A 26,365-nucleotide genomic window follows, 5' to 3' on the forward strand; every position below is an offset into this window, starting at 1 on the left:
TCTCAGGATGCAGGGGACCGGATGCCGCGGTCAGGCGGTCTCGGCGACCACGCGCGCGATCTCGCGCATCCCGGTGAGGGTCTCCGCGAAGCTCGTCGACAGGGGCGAGAGGCCGATGCGCAGGCCTCCGGGGTCGCGGTAGTCCGGGATGACGTCGTTCTCCCACAGGCGCCGGGTGACCTCGCGCATGCGGGGGTGCGAGAGCGTGACGTGCCCGCCGCGGCGCGCGGGGGAGCGCGGCGAGGCGATCCCGACGCCGAGCGGCGCCAGGAGCTCCTCGGTCGCCTCGACGGCGAACTCCGTCAGCGCGATCGACTTCGCCCGGATCTCGTCGATGCCCGCCTCGGCGATCATGGCGAGGGTGTCCTGCATCGCCAGCATCCCCACGATCGGCGGGGTGCCCGACAGGAACCGGCGCATGCCGTCGGCCGGCCGGTAGCGGGGGCCCATCGCGAAGACGTCGGCCGCGCCCATCCATCCCTGGATCGGCTGGGCCAGCGCCGCCTGGTGGCGGCGGGCGACGTACGCGAACGCCGGGGATCCGGGACCGCCGTTGAGGTACTTGTACGTGCAGCCGACGGCGATGTCGACGCGCCACGCGTCGCACTCCACGGGCACGGAGCCGGCCGAGTGGCAGAGGTCCCACAGCACGAGCGCCCCGGCGTCGTGGCCGATGCGCGTGAGCGTCTCGACGTCGGCGAGATGCCCGGAGCGGTAGGCGACGTGCGAGAGCACCACGACCGCCGTCTCGGCGCCGACGGCGGCGCGCAGCTGGTCGGCCTCGACCCCCGCGGCGGTGTCGACGTCGATCCACCGGATGCGCCCGCCCCTCTCGGCGGCGATCCCCTCGACGAGATAGCGGTCGGTGGGGAAGTTGTCGCGGTCGACGACGATCTCCACCCGACGCGGGTCGACGGTCTGCTGATGGTCGAACGCCGCGCGGATCAGCTTGTACAGCAGCACCGTCGTGGAATCGCCGATGACGGTCTGACCGGATGCGGCGCCGATGGCGGTGCGGCCGATGTCGTCGCCGATCGTGAAGGGCAGCTCCATCCACGACTCGTCCCACCCGCGGATGAGACGCCCGCCCCATTCCTCGCGGCCGAACCGCTCCCACCGCTCGAGCACCGCGCGGGGCGGGCGTCCGAGGGAGTTGCCGTCGAAGTAGACCAGCGAGGTCTCGCTGCCGACGAACCGGTCGCGGAACGCGGCCAGCGGATCGTCGGCGTCCAGGCGCGCGGCGAGGCGGTCCAGGTCGTCGGGCGCGGCCGGGCGCGCGGGAGGGGTCCTGGTCACGGCGTCCTCACATCCTCACCACGCGTGCCCGGGCGAAGCGGGCGGCGACGTCGGCATCGGTCTCGCGGATGCCGCCGGCGACGGCATCCGGAACGACCGTACCCACTCCGGCGGGCGCGTGGGAGAGCGGCCACGGGTCGCAGAGGGCGCGGACGAGCGCGTCGCCGCGGATGCCGACCGCCAGGAGGCGCTCGATCTCGATCCCGTTCACCCCGAGCGGCAGGTCGCCGTTGCCGAGATCCGTGCCGTAGAGGACGCGCCCACCGGAGCGGTGGAATCGCGCGAGGTGCCCGCTCGCCGTCGACGCCGCGGCGGGCCCTGTCTCGTGGATCGCAAGCGTCGAGATCCAGACGGTCTGCGCGACGGCGCGCGCGAGGAGCTCCGCGTCGAGGCGGTCGTCGAACGGAGTGTGCGCGAGTGCGTCGACGCCCGCGTCGAGCGCCCGCCGCGTCATCCCCTCGCCCTCGACGTGCGCGACGACGGGGAGCGCGCGGGCGTGCGCGGCGGCCACGACCGCGTGGAGGATCTCTCCGTCGGGCACCGGACCGGAGCGGGCGTTCAGCGCGACCTTGACGAGCGAGGCGCCCGCGGACGCCTGCTCCGCCACCGCCGAGGCCGCATCCGCGGCATCCGTCACCTCGCGGACGATCCCGCCCGGTGCCCAGGAGCGGCCGGACGGATACCCGCCCACGGCGGTGAGGAAGGCGCCGGCATACGCCGGGTGCGGCATCGACCCGCGCCGCGCGGCGAGGCGGGCCGGATCGCCGCCCAGGTCGACCCAGCCCGCAATCCCCCCGGCGGCCAGGGCGGTCGTGTCGACCAGGTGCCCGTGCACGTGGTGGTCGATGAAGGGCGGGAAGAGGGTGCCGTCGAAGCCCATCGCGTCAGTGTATGAGAAAGCTCTCAGGAACCTTTGAGGTTGTCGCACCCTCTGCCTACGGTTATCGCGCCGCGCCCACCCGGTGCGGCGCCGCCGACGTTTCACACCGGATCGGCACACGGAAGCGGCGAATCCTTCCGCAGAAACCAGCCTTCTGCAGAAAAAAAGGAGTGTCATGGGTCACAGACGACGCAGGTTCCTCACGGGGGTGGTCATCGCGACCGCGGTCCCGATCCTCTCGCTGGGTGCGATACCCGCCGCGTGGGCGGTCGAGGGCGGTCCCGAGCCCGTTCCGGACGGATCGATCTCGGACACCTTCGAGACGCCGCTGCCCCGCGGTGTCGCCGACAGCCTCCAGCGCGCGAGCGGTCAGGTGGAGGTCACGGTCCGCCTGGATCAGCCCGCCATCGCCGAGGTCGTCGCCGACGGTGCGCTCGCGGAGGGCGACGTCCCCGCCGAGCCCGTGCAGCAGGAGACCCGCGACGTCGTCGCCACCCAGCAGGACGGCTTCCTCGCCGAAGCCGCGAACCTCGGAGCCGCCGAGCTCGGACGCACGCAGCTCGCCGCCAACGTCGTGGTCGTCTCGGTCGACGCCGCGCAGCTGGAGACCCTCGCCGCGATCGACGGCGTCGTCTCGGTGAACCCCCTCAACCGCTACGAGAAGCACGAGCTTCCGCAGGACACGGCGTCGGGCAGCCTCTCGCAGGCCATCGACTACGTCCAGGCGCGGCCCCTCCACGAGGCCGGCATCGACGGCGCGGGTGTGCGGGTGGCGGTCCTCGACTCGGGCATCGACTTCACCCACCGCAACCTCGGCGGCCCCGGCACGCCCGAGGTGGTCGAGGAGTGCTTCGCGGGAGCGGATGCCGACGTCACCGGCGTCTGCGCCGAGTTCTTCGGCCCCGACGCTCCCAAGGTCAAGGGCGGCTACGACTTCGTCGGCGACGTCTGGCCGAACGGCGACGTGATCCCCGACAGCAACCCCATCGACAGCGGCCCCGAGGGCGGTCACGGCACCCACGTCGCCGACATCATCGCCGGACGCTCCGCCGACGGCGCGCACCAGGGCATCGCCCCCGGAGCCGAGCTCTACGGCGTCAAGGTCTGCTCGGCGGTGTCGACCTCGTGCAACGGCGTCGCCATCCTCCAGGGCCTCGACTGGTCGCTGGACCCGAACGGCGACGGTGACATCTCCGACGCCGTCGACATCGTGAACCTCTCCCTCGGCTCCTCGTACGGACAGGACCAGGACGACTCGTCCTTCGCCGCCGACAACCTCGTCCGCGCGGGCGTCGTCGTGGTCGCCTCGGCGGGCAACTCCGCCGACCGCCCCTTCATCGTCGGCTCGCCCTCGTCGGCTCCCGGAGTGATCAGCGTCGCGCAGACGGCGCTCCCCGACGACCTGCAGTGGGTCCTCGACCCCTCCAGCGGCGACGCGATCAGCAACGCCGTCCACCAGGCCTGGTCGCCGGTCCCGGAGGGCGTCATCTCCGCACCGTTGGCGCGGCCCACGGACGACGGCGGCGTCGGCTGCTCGCCCGAGGCCTTCGCGGGCTTCCCGGCGGGGTCGATCGCGCTCATCCAGCGCGGCGTCTGCAACGTCTCCGACAAGGCCGTGTTCGCCCAGGCCGCGGGAGCGGTCGCGGTCGTGATCTTCAACAACGCCCCGGGCGACCCGCCGAGCTTCAGCTTCGGCAGCGCCGAGCCGGTCGTCGTTCCCACCTTCACGATCAGCCAGGCCGCCGGTCAGGCCCTCGTCGCCGCCCTCGGCGCCGGTGAGGTCACGATCACGATCGACCCGGCATCCGCCATCCCGCTGACGAACACCATGGTCGGCACCTCCAGCCGCGGTCTCACCGTCACGGGACTCCGCGCCAAGCCCGACATCGGCGCCCCCGGGGCGTGGCTGTCGGCCGAGACGCAGACCGGCACCGAGGTGACGAACTTCGGCGGCACCTCCGGAGCCGCCCCCGTCGTCTCGGGCGTCGCCGCCCTCGTGCTCCAGAAGCACCCGGACGCCACCCCGGCAGAGGTCAAGGCGCGTCTGCTCAACGGAGCGGACTCCTCCAACCGCACCCCCACGGCGGACGGCTTCATCGCCACCCCGATCTCGCGGGTCGGTGCGGGCGAGGTCCGCGCACTCCCCGCGGCGGACGCGGTGGGCGTGCTGGCGACCGCCGGCACCGGCGGCAACGTCGGGCTCGGCATCCCGTCGGTCACGCGGTCGGAGCGCTTCACCGTCGACTTGACACTGACGAACACGTCGGACGAACGCAAGCGCTACGACATGGCGGCGGCGTTCCGCGACGACACCGATGCGGCGAGCCGCGCGGTCGACCTGCAGATCAGTCCGCGCAACGTCACGGTCGCTGCCGGGCAGAGCAAGAAGGTCACCGTGCGGGTCACGATCGACGGGTCGCGGCTGCAGGACTGGCCGTTCGACTCGGCCGGGGCGATCGGCGACGGCTCGGCCCTCAACGGGCCCGAGTTCGACGGCTGGATCACCGCGGCCTCCGGTGACGAGGAGCTGCACGTCGGGTGGACGGTCCTTCCGCGGAAGGCCGCCGAGGTCACGGCGCCGAAGAGCGTGAAGCTCGACCGGCGCGGTGCGGCGGAGCTCACGCTCAAGAACGACTCGCGGGTCGGCACGGGCGGCGTGGAGCTGTTCGCCCTGACCGGCACGAGCGAGCGTCAGCCGCAGCCCGCCGCGGGCGATCCGGGCACTCCCGGGAGCAACGCGGCGCGCATCGACCTCGCCGCCACCGGCGTCCGTACCGTCGACGATGTCGTCCAGTTCGCCGTCGCGACCTACGACCGCCGGACGGTGCTGACCTACCCCGCCGAGTTCGACGTGTACGTCGACGTCGACGAGGACGGCACGGACGACTACGTCATCTACAACGCCGAGGCCGGAGGGTTCGGCCTCACCGGGCAGTCGGTCGTCTACGTGCTCGACCTCGCGACCAACGCGGCGTCGGCGTTCTACTACACCGACGGCGGGTTCGACTCGTCCACCCAGATCCTCACCGCGCCGCTGGAGGCGCTGGGGCTCGAGGCGGGGCAGACGTTCTCGTACACGGTGCTGGCGATCGACAACTACTTCACCGGAGCCGTCACCGACTCCATCGAAGGACAGCGGTTCACCGTCGGCGGCGAGAAGTACCTCGTCCCGGCCACGACCGAGGTCGGACCGCGCGATCGCGTGAAGCTCGACGTCACCGCCAACCCCGCCGCGGGGGAGTCGACCCAGACCGGACTGCTGCTGCTGAACCGCAGCGCCGCGAAGGACGACTTCTCCCTCGTGGAGGTGCGCGACTGACGCTCGGAAGCACCCCCCCCCCGGAACGGGTCGGACCTCGCGGTCCGGCCCGTTCCGGGGTTCCGCGGACCGGGATGCCTACAGCGACGTGCGGTGGTTCTACAGCGAGGTGCGGACCGCGAAGAGCTCCGGGAAGAAGGTCAGTTCCAGCGCCCGCTGCAGGAACGGGGCGCCGCTCGAGCCGCCCGTGCCCGTCTTGAAGCCGATGATCCGCTCCACGGTCTTCAGGTGACGGAACCGCCAGAGCTGGAAGTTGTCCTCCAGATCGACGAGCTCCTCGCACGTCTCATACGCCGCCCAGTGCGCCGACGGGTCGGCGTAGATCGCTGTGAAGACCGGGACGAGCTCCTCCGCGAACGTCCAGGCGCGGGTGACGTCGCGCGTGAGCACGGCATCCGGAATCGCGTACCCGGTGCGCGCGAGCATGCGCAGGAACTCGTCGTAGAGGCTCGGTGCCTCCAGCGCCCCCTGCACGAGAGCCCGGGCGGCGGGATCGGCGTCGAAGACCCGGACCATGGCGGCGTTCTTGTTGCCGAGGGTGAACTCGATCGCGCGGTACTGCGCCGACTGGAAGCCGCTGGAGTTGCCGAGGACGTCGCGGAACTGGACGTACTCGGCGGGCGTGAGCGTCGCGAGCACCGACCACTGCTCGGTGAGGGTCTTCTGAATGTGCTTCACCCGGGCGATGCACTTGAGCGCCGGGGGGAGGTCGTCGGCGCGGAGCAGGCGAGCGGCCTCGCCCAGCTCGTGCAGCACCAGCTTCAACCACAGCTCGGTGGTCTGGTGCTGGATGATGAACAGCAGCTCGTCGTGGTGCTCCGGGTCGCTGAGCGGCTCCTGCGCCGAGAGCAGGGCGTCCAGGCGCAGGTACCCGCCGTAGCTCATCCGGTCGGAGAAGTCGGTGACGACGGTCTCTTCGATCTTCCGCGTGTTGTCCTCGACGGCCATCGGGCAAGCCTACGACCGGCCCCGGCATCCGTCACGCGCTCCTCCGGCCGGGCCGCCGGCCGAACCGAACTCCTCAGATCCGCGCCCGACACGCCCGAAACCCGCCCTGCGCGCCCCTCGCCATCCCAAACAGAGGAGTTCGGTACGCGCGGCGGGCGGCACCTCGCCCGTCACGCGGGGCGACAGAGCCGAGGCCGGGGCCGGCGTCGGGGCCGGCCCCGGCCGGGAGCGTCGGACGGCTCAGATGAGGGAGAGTTCGCGCAGCTTCGCCTCGACGTCGGCGTTGGACGGCTCGACGTGGTGCGAGGAATCCGGGTACAGCACGACGGGGATGTTGGTGCGGCCGGAGATGTCGCGGGCGACATCCGCGGAGGCGGGGTCGGCGACGAGGTCGACGTAGGTGTACTCCACACCCAGCTCGTCGAGCTGCTTCTTCGTGCGGATGCAGTCGCGGCACCAGTCCGCGCCGAACATGGTGATGGTCTTCGAGGTCATCCCCCTATTCTCGCCCCGCCGACGCGGTGTCGGGGGCGGTTCGCGCCGTGCGAACATAGGGGGCGATGCCGCTCTCGATCATCGTCCCGACGTTCAACGAGGCGCCGAACATCGCGGAGCTCGTCCGCCGTGTGACGGCGGTCGTCGACACGTCCGACACCGAGATCCTCTTCGTCGACGACAGCACCGACGACACCCCCGCCGTCATCGCCGAGGTCGCCCGCACCGCGGCGATTCCGGTCCGCCTGATCCACCGCGAGGTGCCCACCGGAGGTCTCGGCGGCGCGGTCATCGCGGGGATGACGGCGGCGACCGGGGACACGTGCCTCGTCATCGACGGCGACCTGCAGCATCCGCCGGAGAAGATCCCCGAGCTGCGCGACCGGTTCGCCGTCGGCGACGTCGACGTGGTGATCGCGTCGCGCTACGCGGGCGGCGGCACCTCGAAAGGGCTCGCCGACCGTACGCGCGTGCTCGTGTCGAAGGTGTCGACCTCGGTGACCAAGGCGATGTTCCCCGTCCGCCTGCACGAGGTGACCGACCCGATGACCGGGTTCTTCATCCTCGACCGCCGCGCGGTGGATGCCGCGACCCTGAAGCCCCGCGGATTCAAGATCCTGCTCGAGATCCTCGCCCGCCGGCCCCTCCGCATCGCGGAGGTGCCCTTCGACTTCGCGGGACGTCACGCGGGCGAGTCCAAGGCGTCGTTCCGGCAGGGCCTGCACTTCCTCGCTCAGCTGACCGCCCTGCGGTTCGGCAAGATGTCGCTGTTCGCCGTCATCGGCGGGATCGGTGCGGTGGCGAACCTCGGAATCGTCTGGGCGCTGACCCAGTTCGGCGTCGACTACGTCATCGCCGCGGTCGTCGGCGCCGAGGTGACCATCATCGGCAACTTCCTGCTGATGGAGCGCTTCGTCTTCCACGACATGAAGCACTCGGCATCCGGTGTCTGGTCGCGGTTTGCGAAGTCCTTCGGGTTCAACAACGCCGAGGCGCTGGTGCGGATCCCGATCATGGCGCTCATGGTCGAGACCTGGCACATCTCGGCGGTGCTCGCCACCGCCATCACCCTCGTCGTCGCGTTCGTGGTGCGCTTCGTCTTCCACTCGCTCGTCGTCTACGCACCGCGGAAGGATGCCGCGCCCTCGCGCGCACGCCGCTTCGTCGAGCAGGTCGACGAGCAGGCCATGAGCCCCGGCGAGCTCTGAGGCGGGTGCTTCCCGCCGGGGGGGTGGCGGCGTCAGCCGGCTGTCGAGGTGCAGCCGGCGGACGCGGGGTCAGCCGATGAGTGAGACGAGTGAATCCAGCCCCATGCCGTAGTCGATGCGGACCACCGGGAGCGCGAGCTTGTCGGTGCCGATGCCGACGGTGCCGGGTTCGATCGTGCGCGCCATCTCCCACCCGCCCTGGCGGAGCGCCTCCTTGGCCGTGTCGTTGTAGTGGCCGAAGGGATAGGCGACGACCTCCTTGACGCCGAGGACGTCGGCGGAGGTCTGCATGTCGGCGACGATCTCGGGGATGCCCCAGTTCACGATGCGCCCCTGGCCGTTGTCGCCGGCCTGGTGCATGTCGTGGGTGTGCGAGCGGCGGAGGACGAACGGCGACGGTGCGGGGTCCTGGCGGTAGGCGGTCACCATGAACGACGTGGCGAGGACCCCGTAGCGGTCGACGACGGGGACGGCGAGGTCGAACCAGGTCTGATCGGCGTCATCGTCGGTGACGATCACCGACCGCTCGGGAAGCCACAGACGACCGTCGATGAAGGCCGAGAGCTCATCCCAGGTCGGCAGGTAGAACCCGGTCGTGGCGATGTGGTTCATGTGCGCGTCGAAGTCGCCGATGTAGGCGTAGTTGCCGCGCAGCCAGTGAACCTCGCCCTCGGGGCGCTCGGTGAACTGGTGGTACATCAGGATCGGCACCCGGGTCGCGGCGGCGACGTTCTCGTCCGCCGTCATCCACGCGCCGTGCAGGGTCAGACGACGGTCCTCGCATGCGACCAGCTCGGATCCGTTGACGCGGGCGGGAACGGTGCGGGACGCGGCATCCTCCGCGGTGGAGTACCAGCCGGCGAACGCGTACCCGTCGCGATCGGGGATGGGGAGGGAGGCGTAGAGGGTGCCGGAGGTCTGGAGCATCGGCGCGACCGCGATCTCCTCGCCCGTGAACGACACCGCGCACGCGGCCGGATCGTCGGACGAGGCGAGGAGCTCCTCCTCGGGGGTGAGCGGCGTCGGCGTCGGAGTGGGGGAGGGCGCCGGCGTGGAGGTCGCGGCGACGACGGGTTCCGGGGTGCCCGGAGACGTGAGGGCGATGACACCCCAGGTCACGCCGCCGATCATCACGACCGCCCCGATCGCGGCGACGAGGGCGCGGCGCCGCCGGACCCGGGCGGAGACGCGGCGCCGGCGCGCTCCGGTTCTCGTGCTCTCCATGCGGTTCCCCTTCGCCGTCGGCGGGCCTGTGGTCCGGCCCCGCGCGTGGCTACGCTGATCGTATGACAACCCTCGTCCTCACCGTGGTCGGCGACGATCGGGCGGGTCTCGTGGCGACCGTCGCCGAGATCGTGGGTGCACACGGGGGCAACTGGGAGACGAGCGCGCTCGCCGAGCTCTCCGGGGCGTTCGCCGGGATCATCGAGGTGTCGGTGCCCGCGGCGCGTGCGGACGAGCTGCGCGAGGCGCTGTCGGTGCTCGATGGTCTGCTGTCGGTCGCGGTGCACGCGGGCGGGCGCTCGGCCGGACGTGGCGAGACGGGACGGCGCATCTCGCTCACCGTCCTCGGGAACGACCGCACGGGGATCGTGCACGAGATCTCCTCGGCGCTCGGCGCGCAGGGCGTGAGCATCGAGCGCATGTCGACCGAGACCCGCGACGCCGCCATGGCCGGGGGACGGCTGTTCGAGGCGACCGTCGTCGCGCGCGTGCCGTCCGGGGTCGACGTCGGCGACGTCGCCGCCCGCATCGAGCGCCTCGCCGACGACCTGCAGGTCGACGTGGCCCTCGACGACTGAGCCGCGCCACGCGGGGCCCGTACCGAACTCCTCTGTCTCGGGTGGGGAGGGGCCCGCAGGGCGGGTTTCGGGCGTTTCGGGCGCGGCTCTGAGGAGTTCGGTTCGGCGGGACCGGCCGGCGGACGCGCGTTGGGTGAGGTGCCGCGCGCCGCCCGTCCCGAACTCCTCAGTTTCGGGTGGGGAGGGGCCTACGGGGCGGGTTTCGGGCGTTTCGGGCGCGGATCCGAGGAGTTCGGACCGGCGGGCGGCGCGGGCGCGGGGGTGGCGGTTCGCGGCAAACGCATAGGCGCGGGAGGGTGGCGGCGGGGCGGCACGGGCGTACGATTCCTCTGCGCGCGTGCGCGACTCGGGATGCCGGTGGGTCCGACCTCCGGCGGCGGCCCGAGCCGGCCGCGCCCGAGTCCGGGAAGACACACATGCTGAACAACCTCACCGGGTGGCACGCCGTCCTCATCCTCGCGGTGATCCTGCTGCTCTTCGGCGCCGGGAAGCTCCCGGCCCTGGCGAAGAGCGCCGGGCAGTCGGCGCGGATCCTGAAGTCCGAGCTCCGCGAGGGCGCCGCGACACCCGCAACCACTGCCACGCCGGACCCGCAGGGAACGGCGACCACCGACGCACCCGCCGACCCGCAGAACCGGGTCTCGTCGACACCGCCTCCGCCCTCGACGGCCTGACCGGCATCCGCGGCGATTACGATCGAGCGGGTGCCCGACCCCGATCGGGCCGCCGGAGGAGCGCCATGCGGAACCGTCACCTGTTCACCCCCCTGACGCTGCGCGGACGCACGGTCCGCAACCGTCTCTGGGTCGCGCCGATGTGCCAGTACTCCGCGGAGAACCGCGACGGGATGCCGACGGACTGGCACCTGGTCCACCTCGGATCCTTCGCCCACGGTGGAGCGGGTGCGGTGCTGACCGAGGCCACGGCCGTGAGTCCCGAGGGGCGGATCAGCCCCCAGGACCTCGGCCTGTGGAACGACGCCCAGCGCGACGCGCTCGCGCGCATCGTCGATGCCCTCCACGCGTGCGGCGCGTCCGCCGGCGTCCAGCTCGCGCACGCGGGCCGGAAGGCCTCGACCCACCGGGCGTGGGACGACACCCGCGGATCGGTCGCCCTCGCCGACGGCGGGTGGGAGACCGTCGCCCCCAGCGCGATCGCCTTCCCGGGCCTCGCCGAGCCGCGCGCCCTCGACCCGAGCGGCATCCGGACCGTCGTCGACGACTTCGCCGCGGCGGCCACCCGTGCGAGGGATGCCGGATTCGACCTGGTCGAGGTCCACGCGGCTCACGGGTACCTGCTGCACGAGTTCCTCTCGCCGCTGTCGAACCACCGCACGGACGCCTACGGCGGCTCGTTCGACAACCGCGTGCGCCTCCTCCTCGAGGTCGTCGACGCGGTCCGCGCCGCGATCGGGGACGACCTCATCCTCGTCGTCCGCTTCTCGGCGACCGACTGGACCGACGGCGGCTGGACGATCGACGAGACGGTGGAGGCCGCCCGTCGCGTGGCCGCGCACGGCGCCGACCTCGTCGACATCTCCAGCGGCGGCAACGTCGCCGATGCCCGCATCCCGGTCGGCCCTGGGTATCAGGTGCCCTTCGCCGCCCGCATCCGCGCCGAGACGGGAGTGCCGACGGCGACGGTCGGCATGATCGACAGCGCGGCGCAGGCCGAGCAGATCCTCGTCACCGGACAGGCGGATGTCGTCTTGTCGGGCCGCCAGATGCTCCGCAACCCGCACTTCGCCCTGCGCGCGGCGCGGGAACTGGATGCCGATCTTTCGGCGACGCCGCCGCAGCTGACGCGCGGCTTCGCCTGACGCGGGCTCAGGCGCTCGGCGCCTCGGCCGCGGCGAGCTGCTGCTTCCACTCGCGGAAGCCCTCCTCGGTCCGACCGCGCCGCCAATAGCCCGAGATCGAGACCTGGCCTCGGGTGAGCCCGCGTTCGCCGTACAGATACGGACGGATGCCGTGCATGACCTCCGCGGCTTCGCCGTGCACGAACGCGTGGACGCGGCCTTCCGGCCAGTCGAGGGCCTTCACGGCGGCGAGGAGCGGATCGGCATCCGTCGTGGGCTCCGCGCGATAGAGGTGGACGACGTCCGTGTCGGCCGGGAGGGGCAGCTCGGGCTCGTGCCCGGGCTGCTCGAGCTGCAGGATGACGCGGGCCGAAGCGTCGCGGGGCAGTGCCTCGAGGGCTGCGGTGATCGCCGGGAGCGCGGACTCGTCGCCGACGAGGAGGTGGCAGTCCGCGTCCGGGGAGGGGGCGTACGCGCCGCCGGGGCCGTTGACGACAAGCGTGTCTCCCGGAACGGCGCGGGCCGCCCAGGGCCCGGCGACCCCCTCGTCGCCGTGGACGACGAAGTCGATCGCGACGGTCCCGGCCTCGGCATCCGGGGACAGCGCCGTATAGGTGCGCACGATCGGCATGTCCTCGGGCGCAACGACACCGCGCATCGCACGGACGTCGACGCCCTCCGGCAGGACGACGCCCGGGCGCGGGAAGACCAGCTTCACGTAGCGGTCGGTGAACCGGCTGCCGGCGAAGGCGGAGAGGTCGTCGGAGCGGAAGTGCACGCGCCGCACGACGGGGGTCGTCCAGGACGTGTCGGTGACGACGAGCGTGGTCGGCATGGGAGCTCCTCCGTGCGGGCCCTGCCCGCGACTGCGGGCGGCGTCGATGGGTGCGGCCCTGGCGAGTGTAACGTCCGCCGCGTCGAGCCGATCCGTCGCGGCGGGCGGGTGCGATCCTGGCATCCTGGACACATGCCCGCGACAGAGGACGCCCCCGACGTCGACGTCGAGCACGTCGGCGACGGCCGCCATCTCACTCGCGTGACCCGCGTCGAGACGACGTCCGGTGACGGCGGCCGACCCTTCGTCCTGGTCGCGGGTGTCGGCGTCGCGGCGACGTACTTCGAGTTCCTCGCGCCGACCCTCGCCGAGAGCGGGGACGTGTTCGCGCTCGATCTGCCGGGCTTCGCGGGGATGCCGCGGCCCGGCGATCAGCCGACGGCGGCGTTCTTCGCCGATCGGGTGGAAGAGGTCCTCGACCACTACGATCTGGTGGATCCGGTCATCGTCGGTCACTCGATGGGGACCCAGGTGGTCACCGAGGTGCTGATCCGCCGTCCCGAGGTGCGTCACGCCGTCCTGGTCAGCCCCGTCGTCAACGACAGGGAGGCGTCGCTCCCGCTGGTCGCCCTGCGCTTCGCGCAGTCGGCGATGCGCGAGACCCTCCACCTCGCGATGACGGCTCTGTCGGCGTACGTCCTGTGCGGCGTCGTGTACTTCGCACGGGTGCTCCCGCATCTCCTGCGCTATCGGCTGACCGAGCGGCTTCCCCTCGTCGCGGCATCCGTGCTGCTCATCCGCGGCGAATTCGACACGACGTCGCCCCGACGATTCCACTCGCGCCTCGTCTCGGCCGCGCGCAACGCCCGCCGCTGGGAGATCCGCGGGGCTGCGCACTCGATCATCAACGCGCACGCCATCGGTGCCGCCGACCTCATCGTGCAGCACGCGAACGACTCGATCGCGCAGAGAGGGCGGATGCCGGCCGAGGAGGCGGTCGTCCCGCCGCCGCCCCACGCGGGTCTGGACATCGTCCTCAGCGCGCTGCGCGAGCGGTTCGCGGAATGGTGGTGCGCCGCGCGCGGCGACGAGGTCGGTGTCGAGCGGGCCAAGGAGCGCCATGCCCGCATCCTGTGGCGCGCCTACTCGCGGTCCGGGCGGGACCCGCGCCGTGCCGCCGCCGGTGCCGAGGAGCGGACGTGACCGGGCGTTCGAGGCAAAAGCAAAACCCCCGCCATGTAGAAGCTAGGCGAGGGTTTCTGGGACCGTTGTAACGACGGTCCGTGTGGCTCCGACCGGCATCGATCCGGTGACCTTTCGATTTTCAGTCGAACGCTCTACCAACTGAGCTACAGAGCCGCGTGGCATCCGTATCGTGAACGACGCGATGCCACGTCCTAGACGAAAGGCCCTCTTTTCACAAAGGGCCTGTCGCTCGGAGCGACCCTGACGGGACTTGAACCCGCGACCTCCGCCGTGACAGGGCGGCACGCTAACCAACTGCGCTACAGGGCCATACGTTTTCAATTATATGTGCGGAGAGTGACCCCAACGGGATTCGAACCCGTGCTACCGCCGTGAAAGGGCGGCGTCCTAGGCCGCTAAACGATGGGGCCGAGCGAACCCGGAGGCTCACGCTTACCGACGCCCAAGCATACGTAATCTTCGGCCGATGTGCCAATCGAGGGCGTGTGCACCCCGGATCGGACGTCTCGAGAACGCACACTGAGCGGGCGGATGCCGCGGTCCGACGTCGACTGCGCCTGAAAAAACCGTTGCGAAAGTGACGTGTGTTGCTAGTGTGATCGATGTTGCGACGCGGGAGGGAGGTTGCCGTGCACTCCGACGACGCATCAGACGACTGCGGCTGCGCCCCCACTGCCGCCGAGCGCGCGCGCCTGTGGCCCACCGTCAATCGGCGGAGCGCCCTCGGGCTCGGACTCATCGGTGCCGCCACCCTCGGCACCCTCGCCGGCCCGATGATGCCGGCCGCGTTCGCCGCCGACTACCCGACGTGGGACGACGTCAAGCGGGCCCGCGCGAACGAGGCGGCGAAGAACAGCGAGATCTCCCGGATCGAAGGGCTCATCCGCTCGCTCGCCGACGACGTCGCCGCCAAGCGCGCGGAGGCCGAGCGCCTCGCGGACGAGTTCTACGTCGCGCAGCAGGAGTACTTCGCCGCCGCGTACCGCGCCGACCAGCTCCAGGCCGAGGCCGACACGCAGGCGGCAGCGGCGCTCGACGCCGCCAACAAGGCCGGTCTCGTCGCCGCCCAGCTCTACCGTCAGGGCGGTGACGACACCTCTCTCGAGCTCTTCTTCGCCGGGTCCGCGGCATCCGCCGACGATCTGCTGTCGCGCCTGGGCACGATGGACAAGCTCATCCAGCGGAACCAGGCCGTGTACGCCGACGCGATCACGGCGCGGGACTCCGCGCAGAACCTCAGCGATCTGGCGCTGGAGCAGCGCACGGAGCGCGACCGTCTGCAGAGGATCGCCGAGGAGAAGATGGTCGCCTCGCAGCAGGCGGCTGCGGCAGCAGAGGCCGCGCTCCAGGCCGAGCAGAGCAACCGTGTGCGGCTCGAAGCGCAGCTCGCCGCTCTCCGTGACACCACGAGCAGGACCGTCGCCGAATACGAAGAGGGTGTCCGCGTCCGTGAGGAGGCCGCGCGCAAGGCCCGCGAAGAGGCCGAGCGTCGTGCGCGGGAGGAGGCCGAGCGCCTCGCCCGTCTCGAGCGGGAGCGTCTCGAGCGCGAGCAGCGCGAACGCGAGCAGGCAGCGAACAACGGCGGGGGCAACTCCGGCGGGGGCGGCGGCAACTCGGGCGGCGGGGGCAGCTCCGGCGGCGGTGGCGGCGGCAACTCCGGAGGCGGAGGTGGCGGCGGCGGGAACGGCTGGGCCCGCCCGTCGGCCGGATGGCGCACGTCCGGTTACGGCCCGCGTTCGGTGCAGTGCGGATCGGGCTACTGCTCCAGCGGCTTCCACTACGGGGTGGACCTCGCGGCCGGCTGCAGCGCCGGCATCTACGCCGCGTCGGCCGGCACCGTGGTCTACGCCGGGTACAACGGCGGCTACGGCAACTACATCAAGATCGACCACGGCGGCGGCATCGGCACCGGCTACGCGCACATCCGATCCGGCGGGCTCTTCGTCGGCTACGGCCAGCGCGTCAGCGCCGGGCAGCTCATCGCCGCCGAGGGCAACACCGGGAACTCGTTCGGCTGCCACCTCCACTTCGAGGCGTACGTCAACGGCGGCACCGTGAACCCCATCGACTTCCTCGCCGCCCGAGGCATCTGGGTCTGAACCACCCTCGCCCGCAGTCGAGCCGGGGCCCGTGGAGTTCCCCCTGCTCGTCGTTCGCGCACGAAGAAGGGGTGCCGGCTCGCGCCGGTCACCCCTCTCCTGATCGGATGCCGATCAGAGCGTCGTGGGAGCTTCGCCCTCACCCTGGGTCTTGGTGCGACCCTCGTGCTCGTCGAAGCGCTCGAAGGCCTCGGCGACCAGGCGCTCGGCCTCGGCGGCGTTCGCCCACTGGTCGACCTTGACCCACTTGCCGGGCTCGAGGTCCTTGTAGTGCTCGAAGAAGTGGTTGATCTCATTGCGGGTCCACTCGTCGATGTCGTCGACGTCCTGGATGTGGTTCCAGCGGGGGTCCTTCGCCAGGACCGCGACGACCTTGTCGTCGCCGCCGGCCTCGTCGCTCATCTTGAGCACGCCGACCGGGCGGACCTTGGCCAGCACGCCCGGGTAGAGGTCGCGGTCGAGCAGGACGAGCACGTCGAGCGGGTCGCCGTCCTCACCGAGGGTGTTCTCGAAGAACCCGTAGTTGCTGGGGTAGCCCATGGGGGTGAACAGGACGCGGTCCAGGAACACCCGGCCGGTGCCGTGGTCGACCTCGTACTTCACGCGGCTGCCGCGCGGGATCTCGATGACGGCGTCGTATGCGCCCATGCTGGTCTCCTTCGAAGAGGGGTGAATGCCGCGCATCAGCCTACCGTCGGCCCCGATCGGTCGAAGATGCGGGGTGCGGGGCGGGTTCGGCGCCGACGGAGAGACAGGACGCGCCTTCCGGCCCGCGTTCTCGACGGCCGGGGCCGCTACCGTGGGCGGGTGGACGAGCGACGACCGAGCCTTCATCCCGCCGTCGCCGAGGTCCGGCGGGCGGTGCGCATCGCGCTGGACGACCGTGATCCGGGAGCGACGGTCGTCGTCGCCCTCTCCGGTGGGGCGGATTCCCTCGCACTCGCCGCCGCCGTGGCCTTCGAGGTGCCCCGCGCGGGGCGCGACGCCGTCGCGGTCGTCGTCGATCACGGTCTGCAGGTCGATTCCGCGGCGGTCGCGGCATCCGCCGCCGCCGCGGCCGCACAGCTCGGTCTCGCCGCCCGCGTCGTCCGCGTCGAGGTCGGGGGCGAGAGCGGCCCCGAGGCCGCCGCTCGGACGGCGCGCTACGGCGCGCTCCGCGCCGCGGCCGCCGAGGCCGGACCGGCGGTGATCGTCACCGGGCACACGCTCGACGACCAGGCCGAGACGGTGCTGCTCGGACTCGCGCGCGGATCGGGGGCGGCGAGTCTGCAGGGCATGGCGCCCGTCACCGACCTCGACGGCATCCCGCTCGTCCGGCCGCTTCTCGACGTGCGCCGCGAGACCACCCGCGCCGCCTGCACCGCCGAGGGGCTGACCTGGTGGGACGACCCCCACAACACCGACGACCGCTTCGCGCGGGTGCGGGTGCGGGAGCGGGTGCTGCCCGCGTTCGAGACCGAGATCGGTCCGGGTATCGCCGAGGCGCTCGCCCGGACGGCCGCGCAGCTGCGAGAGGATGCCGCGGCGTTCGACGAGATGATCGCCGAGACGATCGAGGACATCGTCGAGCCCGCCGAAGCCGGGATCGCGGTGTCGGCGGCGGCCCTCGCGGCGAACCCGGCGGCCCTCCGGCATCGCATCATCCGCCACGTCGTGGCCGCCGAGTTCCACGAGAGCCTCACCCGGGCCCAGACGCTCGAGGTCGCGCGCCTGGTCACCCACTGGTCGGGTCAGGGGCCCATCGACCTCCCCGGATGCCGCGCCACCCGCGTCGGCGGACTGGTGGCGTTCACCGCCCGCTGACCGCGCTCGCTCCGCGCCCCCCGTCGCCGAACCGCCGCCCGTTCTTTAGACTCGGGGGATGCGCGCGGCCGACATCTCCGACGACCTGACCGACGTTCTGGCGACCGAGGAGGAGATCCTCGCGAAACTCGACGAGGTCGCCGCCGCCGTCGCGGCCGACTACGAGGGCAAGGACCTCGTGCTCGTCGGCGTCCTCAAGGGCGCGATCATGGTGATGGCCGACTTCTCGCGGGCCCTCCCGACCCTGGTCCCGATGGACTGGATGGCGGTGTCCTCCTACGGGGCCGGCACGAAATCCAGCGGTGTGGTGCAGATCCGCAAGGACCTCGACACCGACCTGTCCGGCAAGCACGTCCTGATCGTCGAGGACATCATCGACTCCGGCCTCACCCTCAGCTGGCTGCTGGACAACTTCTCCTCCCGCGGTGCCGCGTCGGTGGAGGTGTTCGCCCTCTTCCGCAAGCCGGATGCCGCCAAGGTCGAGGTCCACTGCCGCTACGTGGGCTTCGACATCCCCAACGACTTCGTCGTCGGCTACGGCCTGGACTACGACGAGCGCTACCGCAACCTCCGTGACGTCGCGGTGCTCGCCCCGCACGTCTACTCCTGACCGGCATCCGCCGCGCCGACACCCGCTCGGGGCGGAGGGCGATTTCGCCACCGGCGAATGCACAGGCCGGGCATAGGCGCCGCGAGATACCCTGAACGCACCGTCGCCGGGGCGTGGTGCCCCCGGAACGACGTCGGCCGACGAAGGGACCGGGCACACGCCCGACTATGGACTTCAAGAAGATCGCGCGCAACCCGCTGTTCTACGTGCTGGTGATCGGACTCCTGCTGATCGTCGGGTTCTCCCTCATCTCCAGCCTCGGGGGCGCGAAGCAGATCACCACGCAGGAGGGCCTCGAGCTCCTCCGGGGCGACACGGTGATCGAGGTGGTGAACACCGACGGCGATCAGCGCGTGGACATGACCCTCTCGGGCCCCTACGACGGTGCGACCGAGGTGCAGTTCTACTACGTCTCCGCCCGCGCCGACGAGGTGGTGCGCGCGATCGACTCCGCCTCTCCGACCGACGGCTTCAACGACGTCGTCCCCCGCGCCACGTGGTTCGACGGCTTCCTCTCGCTCCTCCTGCCGATCCTCCTCCTCGGTCTGCTGTTCTGGTTCCTGCTGTCGTCGGCGCAGGGCGGCGGCAGCCGCGTGATGCAGTTCGGCAAGTCCCGCGCGAAGCTCGTGACGAAGGAGATGCCGCAGGTCACCTTCGCCGACGTCGCCGGCTCGGACGAGGCGATCGAGGAGCTCGAGGAGATCAAGGACTTCCTGAAGGACCCCACGAAGTTCCAGAACGTCGGCGCCCGCATCCCGAAGGGCGTGCTGCTGTACGGCCCTCCCGGCACCGGGAAGACGCTGCTCGCCCGCGCGGTCGCCGGCGAGGCGGGGGTCCCCTTCTACTCGATCTCGGGTTCGGACTTCGTCGAGATGTTCGTCGGCGTCGGCGCGAGCCGCGTGCGTGACCTGTTCAACCAGGCCAAGGAGAGCGCGCCCGCGATCATCTTCATCGACGAGATCGACGCGGTCGGTCGTCATCGCGGCGCCGGAATGGGCGGCGGACACGACGAGCGCGAGCAGACGCTGAACCAGATGCTCGTCGAGATGGACGGCTTCGACCCCAAGGCCAACGTCATCGTCATCGCCGCGACGAACCGTCCCGACATCCTCGACCCCGCGCTCCTGCGTCCGGGACGCTTCGACCGCCAGATCGGCGTGGACGCGCCCGACCTCAAGGGCCGCAAGCAGATCCTCGAGGTGCACGGGCGCGGCAAGCCCCTGGCGGACGGCGTCGACCTCGAGGTCGTCGCGCGGAAGACCCCCGGGTTCACCGGCGCCGACCTCGCGAACGTCCTGAACGAAGCGGCCCTGCTGACGGCGCGCTCCAACGCCCAGCTCATCGACAACCGCGCCCTCGACGAGGCGATCGACCGCGTGCTCGCCGGCCCGCAGCGCCGCACCCGCGTCATGAAGGACCGTGAGAAGCTCATCACCGCCTATCACGAGGGCGGTCACGCGCTCGCGGCCGCCGCGATGAACCACACCGACCCGGTCACCAAGGTCACGATCCTTCCGCGCGGCAAGGCGCTCGGGTACACGATGGTGCTGCCGCTGGATGACAAGTACTCCGTCACCCGCAACGAGCTCCAGGACCAGCTGGCGTACGCGATGGGCGGCCGCGTGGCCGAGGAGATCGTCTTCCACGACCCCACCACCGGAGCCTCGAACGACATCGAGAAGGCGACGAGCATCGCCCGCAAGATGGTCACCGAGTACGGCATGACCACGGATGTCGGTCCCGTCAAGCTCGGTCAGTCCTCCGGCGAGGTCTTCATGGGCCGCGACATGGGGCACGGTCGGGACTTCTCCGAGCGCATCGCCGAGCGCGTGGACGCCCAGGTCCGCGCCCTCATCGAGCAGGCGCACGACGAGGCGTACCGGGTGATCAACGCCAACCGCCACGTCCTGGACCGTCTCGCCCTGGCGCTCCTGGAGAAGGAGACGCTGGACCACCTGGAGCTCGCCGAGATCTTCACCGACGTGCAGAAGCTCACGCCGCGCCCGCAGTGGCTCTCCAGCAACGACCGCCCGGTCTCGCAGCAGCCCCCGGTCGAGGTGCCCAAGCGCGCGGTTCCCGTCGATGTCGCGGCATCCGTCGAGGCGGCCCCGCAGGGCGAGCCCGAGAAGGCCGCCACGCGGCAGCCGTCTGGTCAGGCGCGCCCGGCGACCGCATAGGCTCGGTGCGTGGCCGTAGATCGTGAACGGGTCTCCGCCCTGGTGCGGGACCTGCTGGAGGCGATCGGGGAGGACCCCGATCGTCCCGGGCTCAAGCACACGCCGCACCGGGTCGCCGAGGCCTACGCCGAGTTCTTCGGCGGTGTGGGGGAGGACCCCGCGGCGCCCCTCGCGCACACGATCTCGGTGACCCGGGGGCCTGCCCCCGAGACGCTCCCGTCGGGCGCGGTGATGCTGCGCGACATCCTCTTCCGCTCGGTCTGCGAGCACCACCTGCTCCCTTTCCGCGGGCACGCCCACATCGCCTACCTCCCGGGCGAGCAGGTGGTCGGCCTCGGCGCGCTGCCGAAGGTCGTCGACATCCTCGCCGCGCGGCCGCAGGTGCAGGAGCGCCTCGGCGAGCAGATCGCCGACGTGATCGCCGCGAAGCTCGACGCCCGGGGCGTCCTGGTCGTCCTCGACGCCGCGCACGAATGCCTCACGATGCGCGGGGAGCGCCAGCCCGACGCCTCGACCGTGACCATCGCCGCCCGCGGGGCACTCGCCGAGCCGGCTGCCCGCGCGGAGGTCGTCCTGCTCCTCGGGGCGGGGGCGCGCGCATGACCGCGCTCGTCATGGGCGTGGTGAACGTCACCCCCGATTCCTTCAGCGACGGCGGACGGTTCCTGGATGCCGAGGCCGCCGTGGCGCACGGGCTGCGCCTCCGCTCCGAGGGCGCGGCGATCCTCGACGTCGGAGGCGAGTCGACGCGCCCCGGAGCCGAACGCGTGACCCCCGAGGTCGAGCAGGAGCGGGTGCTGCCGGTGATCGCGGAGCTGACGAGGCAGGGGGCGGTCGTGAGCATCGACACGCTGAACGCGGCGACGGCCGCCGCCGCCGTCGCCGCGGGCGCGCGCCTGGTCAACGACGTCTCGGGCGGCCTCGCCGACCCGGACATGCTGGCCGCCGTGGCGGAGTCCGGTGCCGACGTCATCCTCGGCCACTGGCGGGGGCCATCGTCCGAGATGTACGCCCGCGCTCAGTACGACGACGTGGTCGGCGAGGTCGTCTCCGAGCTCGGCGCCCGCACGGAGGCCGCGGCCCACGCCGGCATCCCGCCCGCGCGGGTGCTGGTGGACCCCGGCATCGGGTTCGGCAAGCGCGGCGAGCAGAACTGGGCGACGCTGCGCGGGCTGTCGCGCATCGTCGCGATGGGCCCGCGGGTCCTCGTCGGCACGAGCCGCAAGCGCTTCCTCGCCGAGTCGCTCGCGGACGATCCCGGCAACGCGTCGATCGAGAGGCGCGACCTCGCCACCGCCGTCACGAGCGTCCTGGCCGCGCAGGTCGGGGTGTGGGGCGTGCGCGTCCACGACGTGGCCGCCACCCGTGACGCGCTGCTGATCGCCGAACGCTGGAAGGGGGATCACCGGTGGACGTCACCGATCGCATCACGCTGAGCGGACTCCGGGTCTTCGGGTACCACGGCGTCTACGACGACGAGAAGCGCGACGGGCAGGATTTCGTCGTCGACCTGCGGCTCGACCTCGACACGCGCCCCGCCGCCGCGAGCGACGACGTCGCCGACACGGTCCACTACGGCGACCTGGCGGCATCCGTCGCCGCGGTCGTCGCGGGCGACCCCGTCGACCTCCTCGAGACCCTCGCGCAGCGCATCGCCGACGTCGCGCTCGCCGACGACCGCGTCGCCCGGGTGGAGGTCACCGTCCACAAGCCGCAGGCGCCGATCGCCCTGCAGTTCGACGACGTCTCGGTGACCATCGCCCGCTCCCGTCCCCGGACCTCGGCATGAGCCGCCGACTGGCCGACGGCATCCAGGGCGAACCGGCGCGACCGGATCGACCCGTCGAGACCGCGGTGGTCGCCCTCGGCGCCAACCTCGGCGACCGGGTCGCGACCCTGGAGGCCGCGGTCTCCGACATCCGTCGCCTGCCGCTCGTGGACGAGGTCCGCGTCTCGCCGGCGGTCGAGTCGGTCGCGGTCACGCTGGACGGGCCGGATGCCGAGGCCCCGACCTATCTCAACGCCGTCGCGCTCGTCCGCACCCGCCTCGCGCCCACGGTGCTTCTCGGGTATCTGCATGCCATCGAGGCACGCCACGGGCGGGTCCGTCGCGAGAGATGGGGTGACCGCACGCTCGACCTGGACCTCATCGCGTACGGCGACGTGCGCAGCGACGCGACCGCGCTCCTCCTGCCGCACCCGCGCGCGGCGGAGCGCGACTTCGTCCTGGAGCCGTGGCTCGCGCTCGATCCGGATGCCGTCCTCCCCGGTCACGGCCGCGTCGACGCCCTGCTGGCCGACCTCCGGAACCGACGGTGAACCGCACGGGGGCGGGGGTGCTCATCGTCGCTGCGGTGCTCGGCGGCGCGGCGGGATTCGTGCTGAACCAGGTGCTGACGACATCGGGGCGTCCGACCTTCACCCCGATGGTGTCGCTCCCGATCCTGCTCCTCCTCCTCGGGGCGGTCGTGGTGGCGCTCGCCGTGCCGATCCGGCAGGCGACACGCGGGCGCGGGCGGGCCGCGGTGAATCCGTTCCGGGCGCTCCGGATCGCCATGCTCGCCAAGGCCTCCAGCATCGTCGGCGCCGCGATCGGCGGCTTCGGACTGGGGCTGCTGGCCTTCCGTGCGACGCTTCCCGTGGCGCCGTCTGTAGGCTCGGTGGGCACGCTCATCGCGACCGCCGTCTGCGGCGCGGTCCTCATCGCGGCGGCCCTCGTGGCCGAGCACCTGTGCACCATCCGGAAGGACGATGATGACGAACAGCCCGGAGCCGGAGGCCCCGGTCCCCACGACCCCCTCGGTGCCGGACCCGGCGAGCCGACCCACTGAGGCCGATCGGCCGGCGGCCGTCGCGCCGCCCGTCGAGGCCCCTCGGGGGGCGGAGGCCGCGCGCACGGACGAGCCGGCGACGTTCGACCGCATCGTCGAGTCCCGGTCGCCGTCGCGCCTCGTCCTCGCCGAGGGCGTCTGGCACCAGATCTCGCCCCGCTACGTCTGGGTGCAGCTGCTGTCGTCGGGGATCGTCCTGGCGCTCGTCGTCGCGGCGACGCTCGTCCTCGCGCTCGTCTTCGGACAGGTGTGGGCGTACATCCCGGGCGGCATCATCACCGTCATCATGGTGTGGACCCTCGCGATCCTGCCCCGGCAGGCGCGGGCGATCGGCTACCGGCTGCGCGAAGACGACCTCGTCTTCCGCCGGGGCATCCTGTGGCAGCGCTTCGTCGCGGTGCCCTACGGCCGCATGCAGCTCGTCGACATCACCCACGGTCCGCTGGACCGCGCGTTCGGCATCGCGCAGCTGAAGTTCGTCACGGCGGCCGCCGCGACCGGGGTCACGATCCCGGGTCTTCCCCAGGCGACCGCCGACACCCTGCGCGATCACCTCGTCGAGGTCGCAGAGAGCCGGCGCACCGGCCTATGACCACTCCCGACCCGAACGCCGTCCCGGCGCCGAACGCGGCACCCGGGCCGGGCGTGCCGCCGCCCGCGCTCGTGCGCTCGCCGCTCAGCGACGGCGAGTGGCACCGGCTGCACCCCCTGACCCCGCTCCTGCGCGGCGGACTGTTCCTGCTGGTCGTCATCGGCATCGTCGTGGCGAACCTCCGCGACCGCCTCATCGCGATCTTCTTCCCGTGGACCGGCGAGGACGGCGTCGACGTCGACATGCAGGGCGACCCCGTCGACTTCGTGATCGACAACAACCTCTACCTGGTGGCCCTCCTCATCGTCGTCGGGGTGCTCGCGGTCCTCGTCGGCGGCTTCTACCTGTCGTGGCGCTTCCACACGTTCCGCATCACCGACGACGACGTCGAGGTGCGCAGCGGCATCCTGTTCCGCACGCAGCGCCGCGCGCCGCTCGACCGCGTGCAGGGCGTCAACCTCACGCGGCCGATGATCGCGCGGCTGCTCGGCATGGCCAAGCTCGAGGTCATCGGCGCGGGCGCCGACGGCAACGTGCGCCTGGAGTACCTCTCGACCGAGAACTCCGAGGCGGTCCGTGCCGACATCCTGCGCCTGGCCTCGGGTCAGCGTCTGGCGGAGGAGAGCGCGCGCCGCGAGGCGGCGGGCTCGCGGGGCGCCGCCATCGGCCAGACGGTCTCGCGCGGCCTGACCGGACTCATCGAGGGCGACGAAGCTCCCGTCGCCGAACCGGAATCGGTCGTGGACATCCCGGTCGCCCGGTTGATCCTGTCGCACGTCGTCAGCACGACCACCGTCATGCTGATCCTCGGTGTCGTCGCCGTGTCCGTCGGTGCCATCCGCGGGACCCCGTGGCTGCTGTTCGCGATCATCCCGGGTCTCATCGGTGTCGGCGCGTACTGGGTGCGCTCGATCATCCGCTCGCTGCGGTACTCGATCGCCCCGACCCCCGACGGGGTGCGGATCACCTTCGGCCTGCTGACGACGATCACCGAGACGGTGCCTCCCGGCCGCATCCACGCGGTCGAGATCACCCAGCCGATCCTGTGGCGTCCCTTCGGCTGGTGGGCGATCCGCATCAACCGTCTGAGCGGACGCAACGCCGCCGACACCTCGGCCGATCAGTTCACCACCGCGCTTCCGGTCGGCACGGCCGCCGATGTCGAGCGCGTCCTGCGGCTGCTGCAGCCGCGTGTCCCGGCGGGCGAGTGGGGCATGATCGTCGCGCAGGGGATGGTCGGGCCCGGGCGTCGGCGGGTGAAGCCCGTGGGCGCCGGCGGTGCCGAAGGCGATGCGGGATCGACGGATGCCGCCGCGGACGGGTTCCGGACGTCGCCGCGCCGCGCATGGCCGCTGCGACCCCTGTCCTGGCGCCGGAACGGCTTCCGACTCACTCCCGACCTCCTGCTCCTGCGCCGCGGATTCATCTGGCGCCGTCTCGCGATCGTGCCACTGGCGCGTCTGCAGTCCATCGGCATCGACCAGGGCCCCCTCGACCGTGCTCTGAGAGTCGCGGCGCTCCGCGCGCACATCGTCTCGGGTCCCGTCTACGCCTCGCTGGGCGCGATCGACCGCGACGACGCCGTGGCCGCCTTCGACGACATCGCGCACGCGGTCGTCGCCGCAGCGGGCGACGACCGATCGCACCGGTGGGCCGAGTACCTCACGCCGGAGTCCCCGGTCGCAGCGGAGGTCCCGGACGGCGCGGAGACCCTCACCGCGTCCGACAACCCGGCCCTGCCGGCGCCCCCGGCCGAGTCGGAGCGCCGAACGTGAATCGCGACGGTCGCCTCGGTGTCGGGATCGTCGGCGCCGGCCGCGTCGGGCCGGTCCTCGGTGCCGCCCTCGGCGGTGCGGGGCACGCGCTCGTCGGGATCACCTCGGGATCGGATCGCGAACGCGTCGAGGCGATCCTGCCGGACGTCCCGGTCCTCGACGCTCCCGAAGTCGTCCGACGGAGCGAGCTGGTCGTCCTCGCCGTTCCGACGGCCGAGCTGCCCGGCCTCGTGCGCGGGCTCGCCGAGACCGGAGCGTGGCAGCCGGGGCAGCTCGTCCTGCACACCGACCCGGCGTCGGGGGTCGGCATCCTGTCGGACGCGAGTGCGCGCGGAGCCATCCCCCTCGCGATCCACCCCGCGATCGCCTTCACCGGCACCTCGATGGATCTCCGGCAGCTCCACGGCGCGTTCGCGGCCGTCACGGCGCCCGGTCCGGTCCTGCCCATCGCACAGGCCCTCGCGGTCGAGATGGGATGCGAACCGGTCGTCATCGCCGAGGAGGACCGCGCGGCCTACGCGGAAGGCATCGCCACGGCGACGACGTTCTCGCGCGAGATCGTGCGACAGTCCACGGATCTCCTCTCCCGCGCGGGAGTGCCGGAGCCGGGGCTGTACCTCTCCTCGCTCGTGCACTCCACGATCGATCACGCCCTCGCCGGATCGCGCGTGGCCCGCGACCCCGAGCCGCCCATCGAACAGTGACGGCGCGTCCTGCGGCATCCGCGCGATCCGGCCCCGCGGCCCTCCGC

At 72.0% G+C, this 26,365-nt stretch carries 25 protein-coding genes and 3 tRNA genes; 18 read left to right on the plus strand and 10 right to left on the minus strand.

Annotation, left to right across the window (positions count from 1 at the left end; translation table 11 throughout):
• Positions 1–30 precede the first annotated feature (30 nt).
• A complete protein-coding gene (locus tag ABXJ56_RS07700; RefSeq protein ID WP_435404964.1) occupies positions 31–1,296 on the minus strand; it encodes a kynureninase in 1,266 nt (421 codons plus the stop codon).
• A gap of 7 nt (positions 1,297–1,303) precedes the next feature.
• Entirely contained in the window at positions 1,304–2,176 is an 873-nt protein-coding gene (locus ABXJ56_RS07705) for a hypothetical protein (protein WP_353999104.1), read from the minus strand.
• Between the two features lie 175 nt (positions 2,177–2,351).
• Here ABXJ56_RS07705 and ABXJ56_RS07710 point away from each other — a divergent pair, with 175 nt between their 5' ends.
• Positions 2,352–5,495 (plus strand): S8 family peptidase, encoded by a 3,144-nt coding sequence (locus ABXJ56_RS07710; protein WP_353999105.1) that lies wholly within the window; start codon positions 2,352–2,354, stop codon positions 5,493–5,495.
• A 99-nt stretch (positions 5,496–5,594) separates the two neighbouring features.
• Here the strand turns inward: ABXJ56_RS07710 and kynA are convergent, their stop codons facing one another.
• Together kynA and ABXJ56_RS07720 are read right to left on the minus strand one after the other, a co-directional pair.
• On the minus strand, positions 5,595–6,443 hold the full coding sequence (gene kynA / locus ABXJ56_RS07715; protein WP_353999106.1) for a tryptophan 2,3-dioxygenase: 849 nt from the start codon (positions 6,441–6,443) through the stop codon (positions 5,595–5,597).
• 240 nt (positions 6,444–6,683) lie between these two features.
• Positions 6,684–6,938, minus strand: coding sequence for a glutaredoxin domain-containing protein (locus tag ABXJ56_RS07720; RefSeq protein WP_053546548.1), 255 nt, complete (start codon positions 6,936–6,938; stop codon positions 6,684–6,686).
• Between the two features lie 65 nt (positions 6,939–7,003).
• On the opposite strand from ABXJ56_RS07720, the gene ABXJ56_RS07725 reads away from it, so the two are divergent.
• Positions 7,004–8,146, plus strand: a complete 1,143-nt coding sequence (locus ABXJ56_RS07725) for a glycosyltransferase family 2 protein (protein WP_353999107.1) — start codon at positions 7,004–7,006, stop codon at positions 8,144–8,146.
• A gap of 69 nt (positions 8,147–8,215) precedes the next feature.
• On the opposite strand, the gene ABXJ56_RS07730 is transcribed toward ABXJ56_RS07725, so the two are convergent.
• A complete protein-coding gene (locus ABXJ56_RS07730) occupies positions 8,216–9,370 on the minus strand; it encodes a xylanase (protein ID WP_353999108.1) in 1,155 nt (384 codons plus the stop codon).
• A 62-nt stretch (positions 9,371–9,432) separates the two neighbouring features.
• On the opposite strand from ABXJ56_RS07730, the gene ABXJ56_RS07735 reads away from it, so the two are divergent.
• From ABXJ56_RS07735 to ABXJ56_RS07745, 3 genes are all read left to right on the plus strand, one after another.
• Positions 9,433–9,948, plus strand: coding sequence for a glycine cleavage system protein R (locus tag ABXJ56_RS07735; protein ID WP_353999109.1), 516 nt, complete (start codon positions 9,433–9,435; stop codon positions 9,946–9,948).
• Between the two features lie 416 nt (positions 9,949–10,364).
• On the plus strand, positions 10,365–10,622 hold the full coding sequence (locus ABXJ56_RS07740; protein WP_353999110.1) for a twin-arginine translocase TatA/TatE family subunit: 258 nt from the start codon (positions 10,365–10,367) through the stop codon (positions 10,620–10,622).
• A gap of 65 nt (positions 10,623–10,687) precedes the next feature.
• Positions 10,688–11,767: an NADH:flavin oxidoreductase/NADH oxidase gene (locus ABXJ56_RS07745; RefSeq protein ID WP_353999111.1), complete on the plus strand. Its 1,080-nt coding sequence runs from the start codon at positions 10,688–10,690 to the stop codon at positions 11,765–11,767.
• 7 nt (positions 11,768–11,774) lie between these two features.
• On the opposite strand, the gene ABXJ56_RS07750 is transcribed toward ABXJ56_RS07745, so the two are convergent.
• Complete coding sequence (locus tag ABXJ56_RS07750) at positions 11,775–12,581, minus strand: siderophore-interacting protein (protein ID WP_353999112.1); 807 nt, start codon at positions 12,579–12,581, stop codon at positions 11,775–11,777.
• 132 nt (positions 12,582–12,713) lie between these two features.
• On the opposite strand from ABXJ56_RS07750, the gene ABXJ56_RS07755 reads away from it, so the two are divergent.
• Positions 12,714–13,724 carry an alpha/beta fold hydrolase gene (locus ABXJ56_RS07755; protein ID WP_353999113.1) on the plus strand — a complete coding sequence of 337 codons (1,011 nt, stop codon included), beginning with the start codon at positions 12,714–12,716 and terminating at the stop codon, positions 13,722–13,724.
• An 83-nt stretch (positions 13,725–13,807) separates the two neighbouring features.
• Here the strand turns inward: ABXJ56_RS07755 and ABXJ56_RS07760 are convergent.
• The 3 genes from ABXJ56_RS07760 to ABXJ56_RS07770 all read right to left on the minus strand — a co-directional run bounded on the left by ABXJ56_RS07760 (position 13,808) and on the right by ABXJ56_RS07770 (position 14,137).
• Positions 13,808–13,880 (minus strand) — tRNA-Phe (locus tag ABXJ56_RS07760).
• Between the two features lie 82 nt (positions 13,881–13,962).
• A tRNA-Asp gene (locus ABXJ56_RS07765) sits at positions 13,963–14,036 on the minus strand.
• Positions 14,037–14,064: 28 nt separating this feature from the next.
• A tRNA-Glu gene (locus ABXJ56_RS07770) sits at positions 14,065–14,137 on the minus strand.
• Between the two features lie 192 nt (positions 14,138–14,329).
• Here ABXJ56_RS07770 and ABXJ56_RS07775 point away from each other — a divergent pair.
• Complete coding sequence (locus ABXJ56_RS07775; RefSeq protein WP_353999114.1) at positions 14,330–15,826, plus strand: M23 family metallopeptidase; 1,497 nt, start codon at positions 14,330–14,332, stop codon at positions 15,824–15,826.
• Between the two features lie 114 nt (positions 15,827–15,940).
• Here the strand turns inward: ABXJ56_RS07775 and ppa are convergent, their stop codons facing one another.
• Positions 15,941–16,474, minus strand: a complete 534-nt coding sequence (gene ppa, locus ABXJ56_RS07780; RefSeq protein ID WP_053546539.1) for an inorganic diphosphatase — start codon at positions 16,472–16,474, stop codon at positions 15,941–15,943.
• 159 nt (positions 16,475–16,633) lie between these two features.
• Between ppa and tilS the strand changes: the two genes are divergently transcribed.
• The 11 genes from tilS (at position 16,634) to ABXJ56_RS07835 (ending at position 26,318) form a co-directional block, all read left to right on the plus strand.
• Positions 16,634–17,629 (plus strand): tRNA lysidine(34) synthetase TilS, encoded by a 996-nt coding sequence (gene tilS, locus ABXJ56_RS07785; protein ID WP_353999115.1) that lies wholly within the window; start codon positions 16,634–16,636, stop codon positions 17,627–17,629.
• A 58-nt stretch (positions 17,630–17,687) separates the two neighbouring features.
• On the plus strand, positions 17,688–18,239 hold the full coding sequence (gene hpt, locus ABXJ56_RS07790; RefSeq protein ID WP_353999116.1) for a hypoxanthine phosphoribosyltransferase: 552 nt from the start codon (positions 17,688–17,690) through the stop codon (positions 18,237–18,239).
• A gap of 167 nt (positions 18,240–18,406) precedes the next feature.
• Positions 18,407–20,416 carry an ATP-dependent zinc metalloprotease FtsH gene (ftsH, locus tag ABXJ56_RS07795; RefSeq protein ID WP_353999117.1) on the plus strand — a complete coding sequence of 670 codons (2,010 nt, stop codon included), beginning with the start codon at positions 18,407–18,409 and terminating at the stop codon, positions 20,414–20,416.
• 9 nt (positions 20,417–20,425) lie between these two features.
• On the plus strand, positions 20,426–21,019 hold the full coding sequence (gene folE, locus ABXJ56_RS07800) for a GTP cyclohydrolase I (protein ID WP_353999118.1): 594 nt from the start codon (positions 20,426–20,428) through the stop codon (positions 21,017–21,019).
• Complete coding sequence (folP, locus tag ABXJ56_RS07805) at positions 21,016–21,852, plus strand: dihydropteroate synthase (RefSeq protein ID WP_353999119.1); 837 nt, start codon at positions 21,016–21,018, stop codon at positions 21,850–21,852. The genes folE and folP overlap by 4 nt, the downstream gene beginning before the upstream one ends.
• Positions 21,825–22,205 (plus strand): dihydroneopterin aldolase, encoded by a 381-nt coding sequence (folB, locus tag ABXJ56_RS07810; protein ID WP_353999120.1) that lies wholly within the window; start codon positions 21,825–21,827, stop codon positions 22,203–22,205. The genes folP and folB overlap by 28 nt, the downstream gene beginning before the upstream one ends.
• Positions 22,202–22,735, plus strand: coding sequence for a 2-amino-4-hydroxy-6-hydroxymethyldihydropteridine diphosphokinase (folK, locus tag ABXJ56_RS07815; protein ID WP_353999121.1), 534 nt, complete (start codon positions 22,202–22,204; stop codon positions 22,733–22,735). The genes folB and folK overlap by 4 nt, the downstream gene beginning before the upstream one ends.
• Entirely contained in the window at positions 22,732–23,247 is a 516-nt protein-coding gene (locus ABXJ56_RS07820; RefSeq protein ID WP_353999122.1) for a DUF3180 domain-containing protein, read from the plus strand. The genes folK and ABXJ56_RS07820 overlap by 4 nt, the downstream gene beginning before the upstream one ends.
• The gene (locus tag ABXJ56_RS07825; RefSeq protein ID WP_435404965.1) at positions 23,171–23,839 is read left to right on the plus strand and encodes a PH domain-containing protein; all 669 of its coding nucleotides are present in this window, start codon (positions 23,171–23,173) and stop codon (positions 23,837–23,839) included. Before ABXJ56_RS07820 ends, ABXJ56_RS07825 begins: the two co-directional genes overlap by 77 nt.
• The gene (locus tag ABXJ56_RS07830; protein WP_353999123.1) at positions 23,836–25,614 is read left to right on the plus strand and encodes a PH domain-containing protein; all 1,779 of its coding nucleotides are present in this window, start codon (positions 23,836–23,838) and stop codon (positions 25,612–25,614) included. Before ABXJ56_RS07825 ends, ABXJ56_RS07830 begins: the two co-directional genes overlap by 4 nt.
• A complete protein-coding gene (locus ABXJ56_RS07835; RefSeq protein ID WP_353999124.1) occupies positions 25,611–26,318 on the plus strand; it encodes a Rossmann-like and DUF2520 domain-containing protein in 708 nt (235 codons plus the stop codon). The genes ABXJ56_RS07830 and ABXJ56_RS07835 overlap by 4 nt, the downstream gene beginning before the upstream one ends.
• Positions 26,319–26,365: the final 47 nt, after the last annotated feature.

This window comes from Microbacterium aurantiacum, assembly GCF_040532595.1.
GTDB lineage: Bacteria > Actinomycetota > Actinomycetes > Actinomycetales > Microbacteriaceae > Microbacterium > Microbacterium chocolatum_B.

Excerpts from the sequence above, each read along its gene's own strand:
- ABXJ56_RS07705 (WP_353999104.1), bottom strand. The coding sequence starts at position 2,176 with ATGGGCTTCGACGGCACCCTCTTCCCGCCCTTCATCGACCACCACGTG.
- ABXJ56_RS07710 (WP_353999105.1), top strand. The coding sequence starts at position 2,352 with ATGGGTCACAGACGACGCAGGTTCCTCACGGGGGTGGTCATCGCGACC.
- kynA (WP_353999106.1), bottom strand. The coding sequence starts at position 6,443 with ATGGCCGTCGAGGACAACACGCGGAAGATCGAAGAGACCGTCGTCACC.
- ABXJ56_RS07720 (WP_053546548.1), bottom strand. The coding sequence starts at position 6,938 with ATGACCTCGAAGACCATCACCATGTTCGGCGCGGACTGGTGCCGCGAC.
- ABXJ56_RS07725 (WP_353999107.1), top strand. The coding sequence starts at position 7,004 with ATGCCGCTCTCGATCATCGTCCCGACGTTCAACGAGGCGCCGAACATC.
- ABXJ56_RS07730 (WP_353999108.1), bottom strand. The coding sequence starts at position 9,370 with ATGGAGAGCACGAGAACCGGAGCGCGCCGGCGCCGCGTCTCCGCCCGG.
- ABXJ56_RS07735 (WP_353999109.1), top strand. The coding sequence starts at position 9,433 with ATGACAACCCTCGTCCTCACCGTGGTCGGCGACGATCGGGCGGGTCTC.
- ABXJ56_RS07740 (WP_353999110.1), top strand. The coding sequence starts at position 10,365 with ATGCTGAACAACCTCACCGGGTGGCACGCCGTCCTCATCCTCGCGGTG.
- ABXJ56_RS07745 (WP_353999111.1), top strand. The coding sequence starts at position 10,688 with ATGCGGAACCGTCACCTGTTCACCCCCCTGACGCTGCGCGGACGCACG.
- ABXJ56_RS07750 (WP_353999112.1), bottom strand. The coding sequence starts at position 12,581 with ATGCCGACCACGCTCGTCGTCACCGACACGTCCTGGACGACCCCCGTC.
- ABXJ56_RS07755 (WP_353999113.1), top strand. The coding sequence starts at position 12,714 with ATGCCCGCGACAGAGGACGCCCCCGACGTCGACGTCGAGCACGTCGGC.
- ABXJ56_RS07775 (WP_353999114.1), top strand. The coding sequence starts at position 14,330 with ATGTTGCGACGCGGGAGGGAGGTTGCCGTGCACTCCGACGACGCATCA.
- ppa (WP_053546539.1), bottom strand. The coding sequence starts at position 16,474 with ATGGGCGCATACGACGCCGTCATCGAGATCCCGCGCGGCAGCCGCGTG.
- hpt (WP_353999116.1), top strand. The coding sequence starts at position 17,688 with ATGCGCGCGGCCGACATCTCCGACGACCTGACCGACGTTCTGGCGACC.
- ftsH (WP_353999117.1), top strand. The coding sequence starts at position 18,407 with ATGGACTTCAAGAAGATCGCGCGCAACCCGCTGTTCTACGTGCTGGTG.
- folP (WP_353999119.1), top strand. The coding sequence starts at position 21,016 with ATGACCGCGCTCGTCATGGGCGTGGTGAACGTCACCCCCGATTCCTTC.
- folK (WP_353999121.1), top strand. The coding sequence starts at position 22,202 with ATGAGCCGCCGACTGGCCGACGGCATCCAGGGCGAACCGGCGCGACCG.
- ABXJ56_RS07825 (WP_435404965.1), top strand. The coding sequence starts at position 23,171 with ATGACGAACAGCCCGGAGCCGGAGGCCCCGGTCCCCACGACCCCCTCG.
- ABXJ56_RS07830 (WP_353999123.1), top strand. The coding sequence starts at position 23,836 with ATGACCACTCCCGACCCGAACGCCGTCCCGGCGCCGAACGCGGCACCC.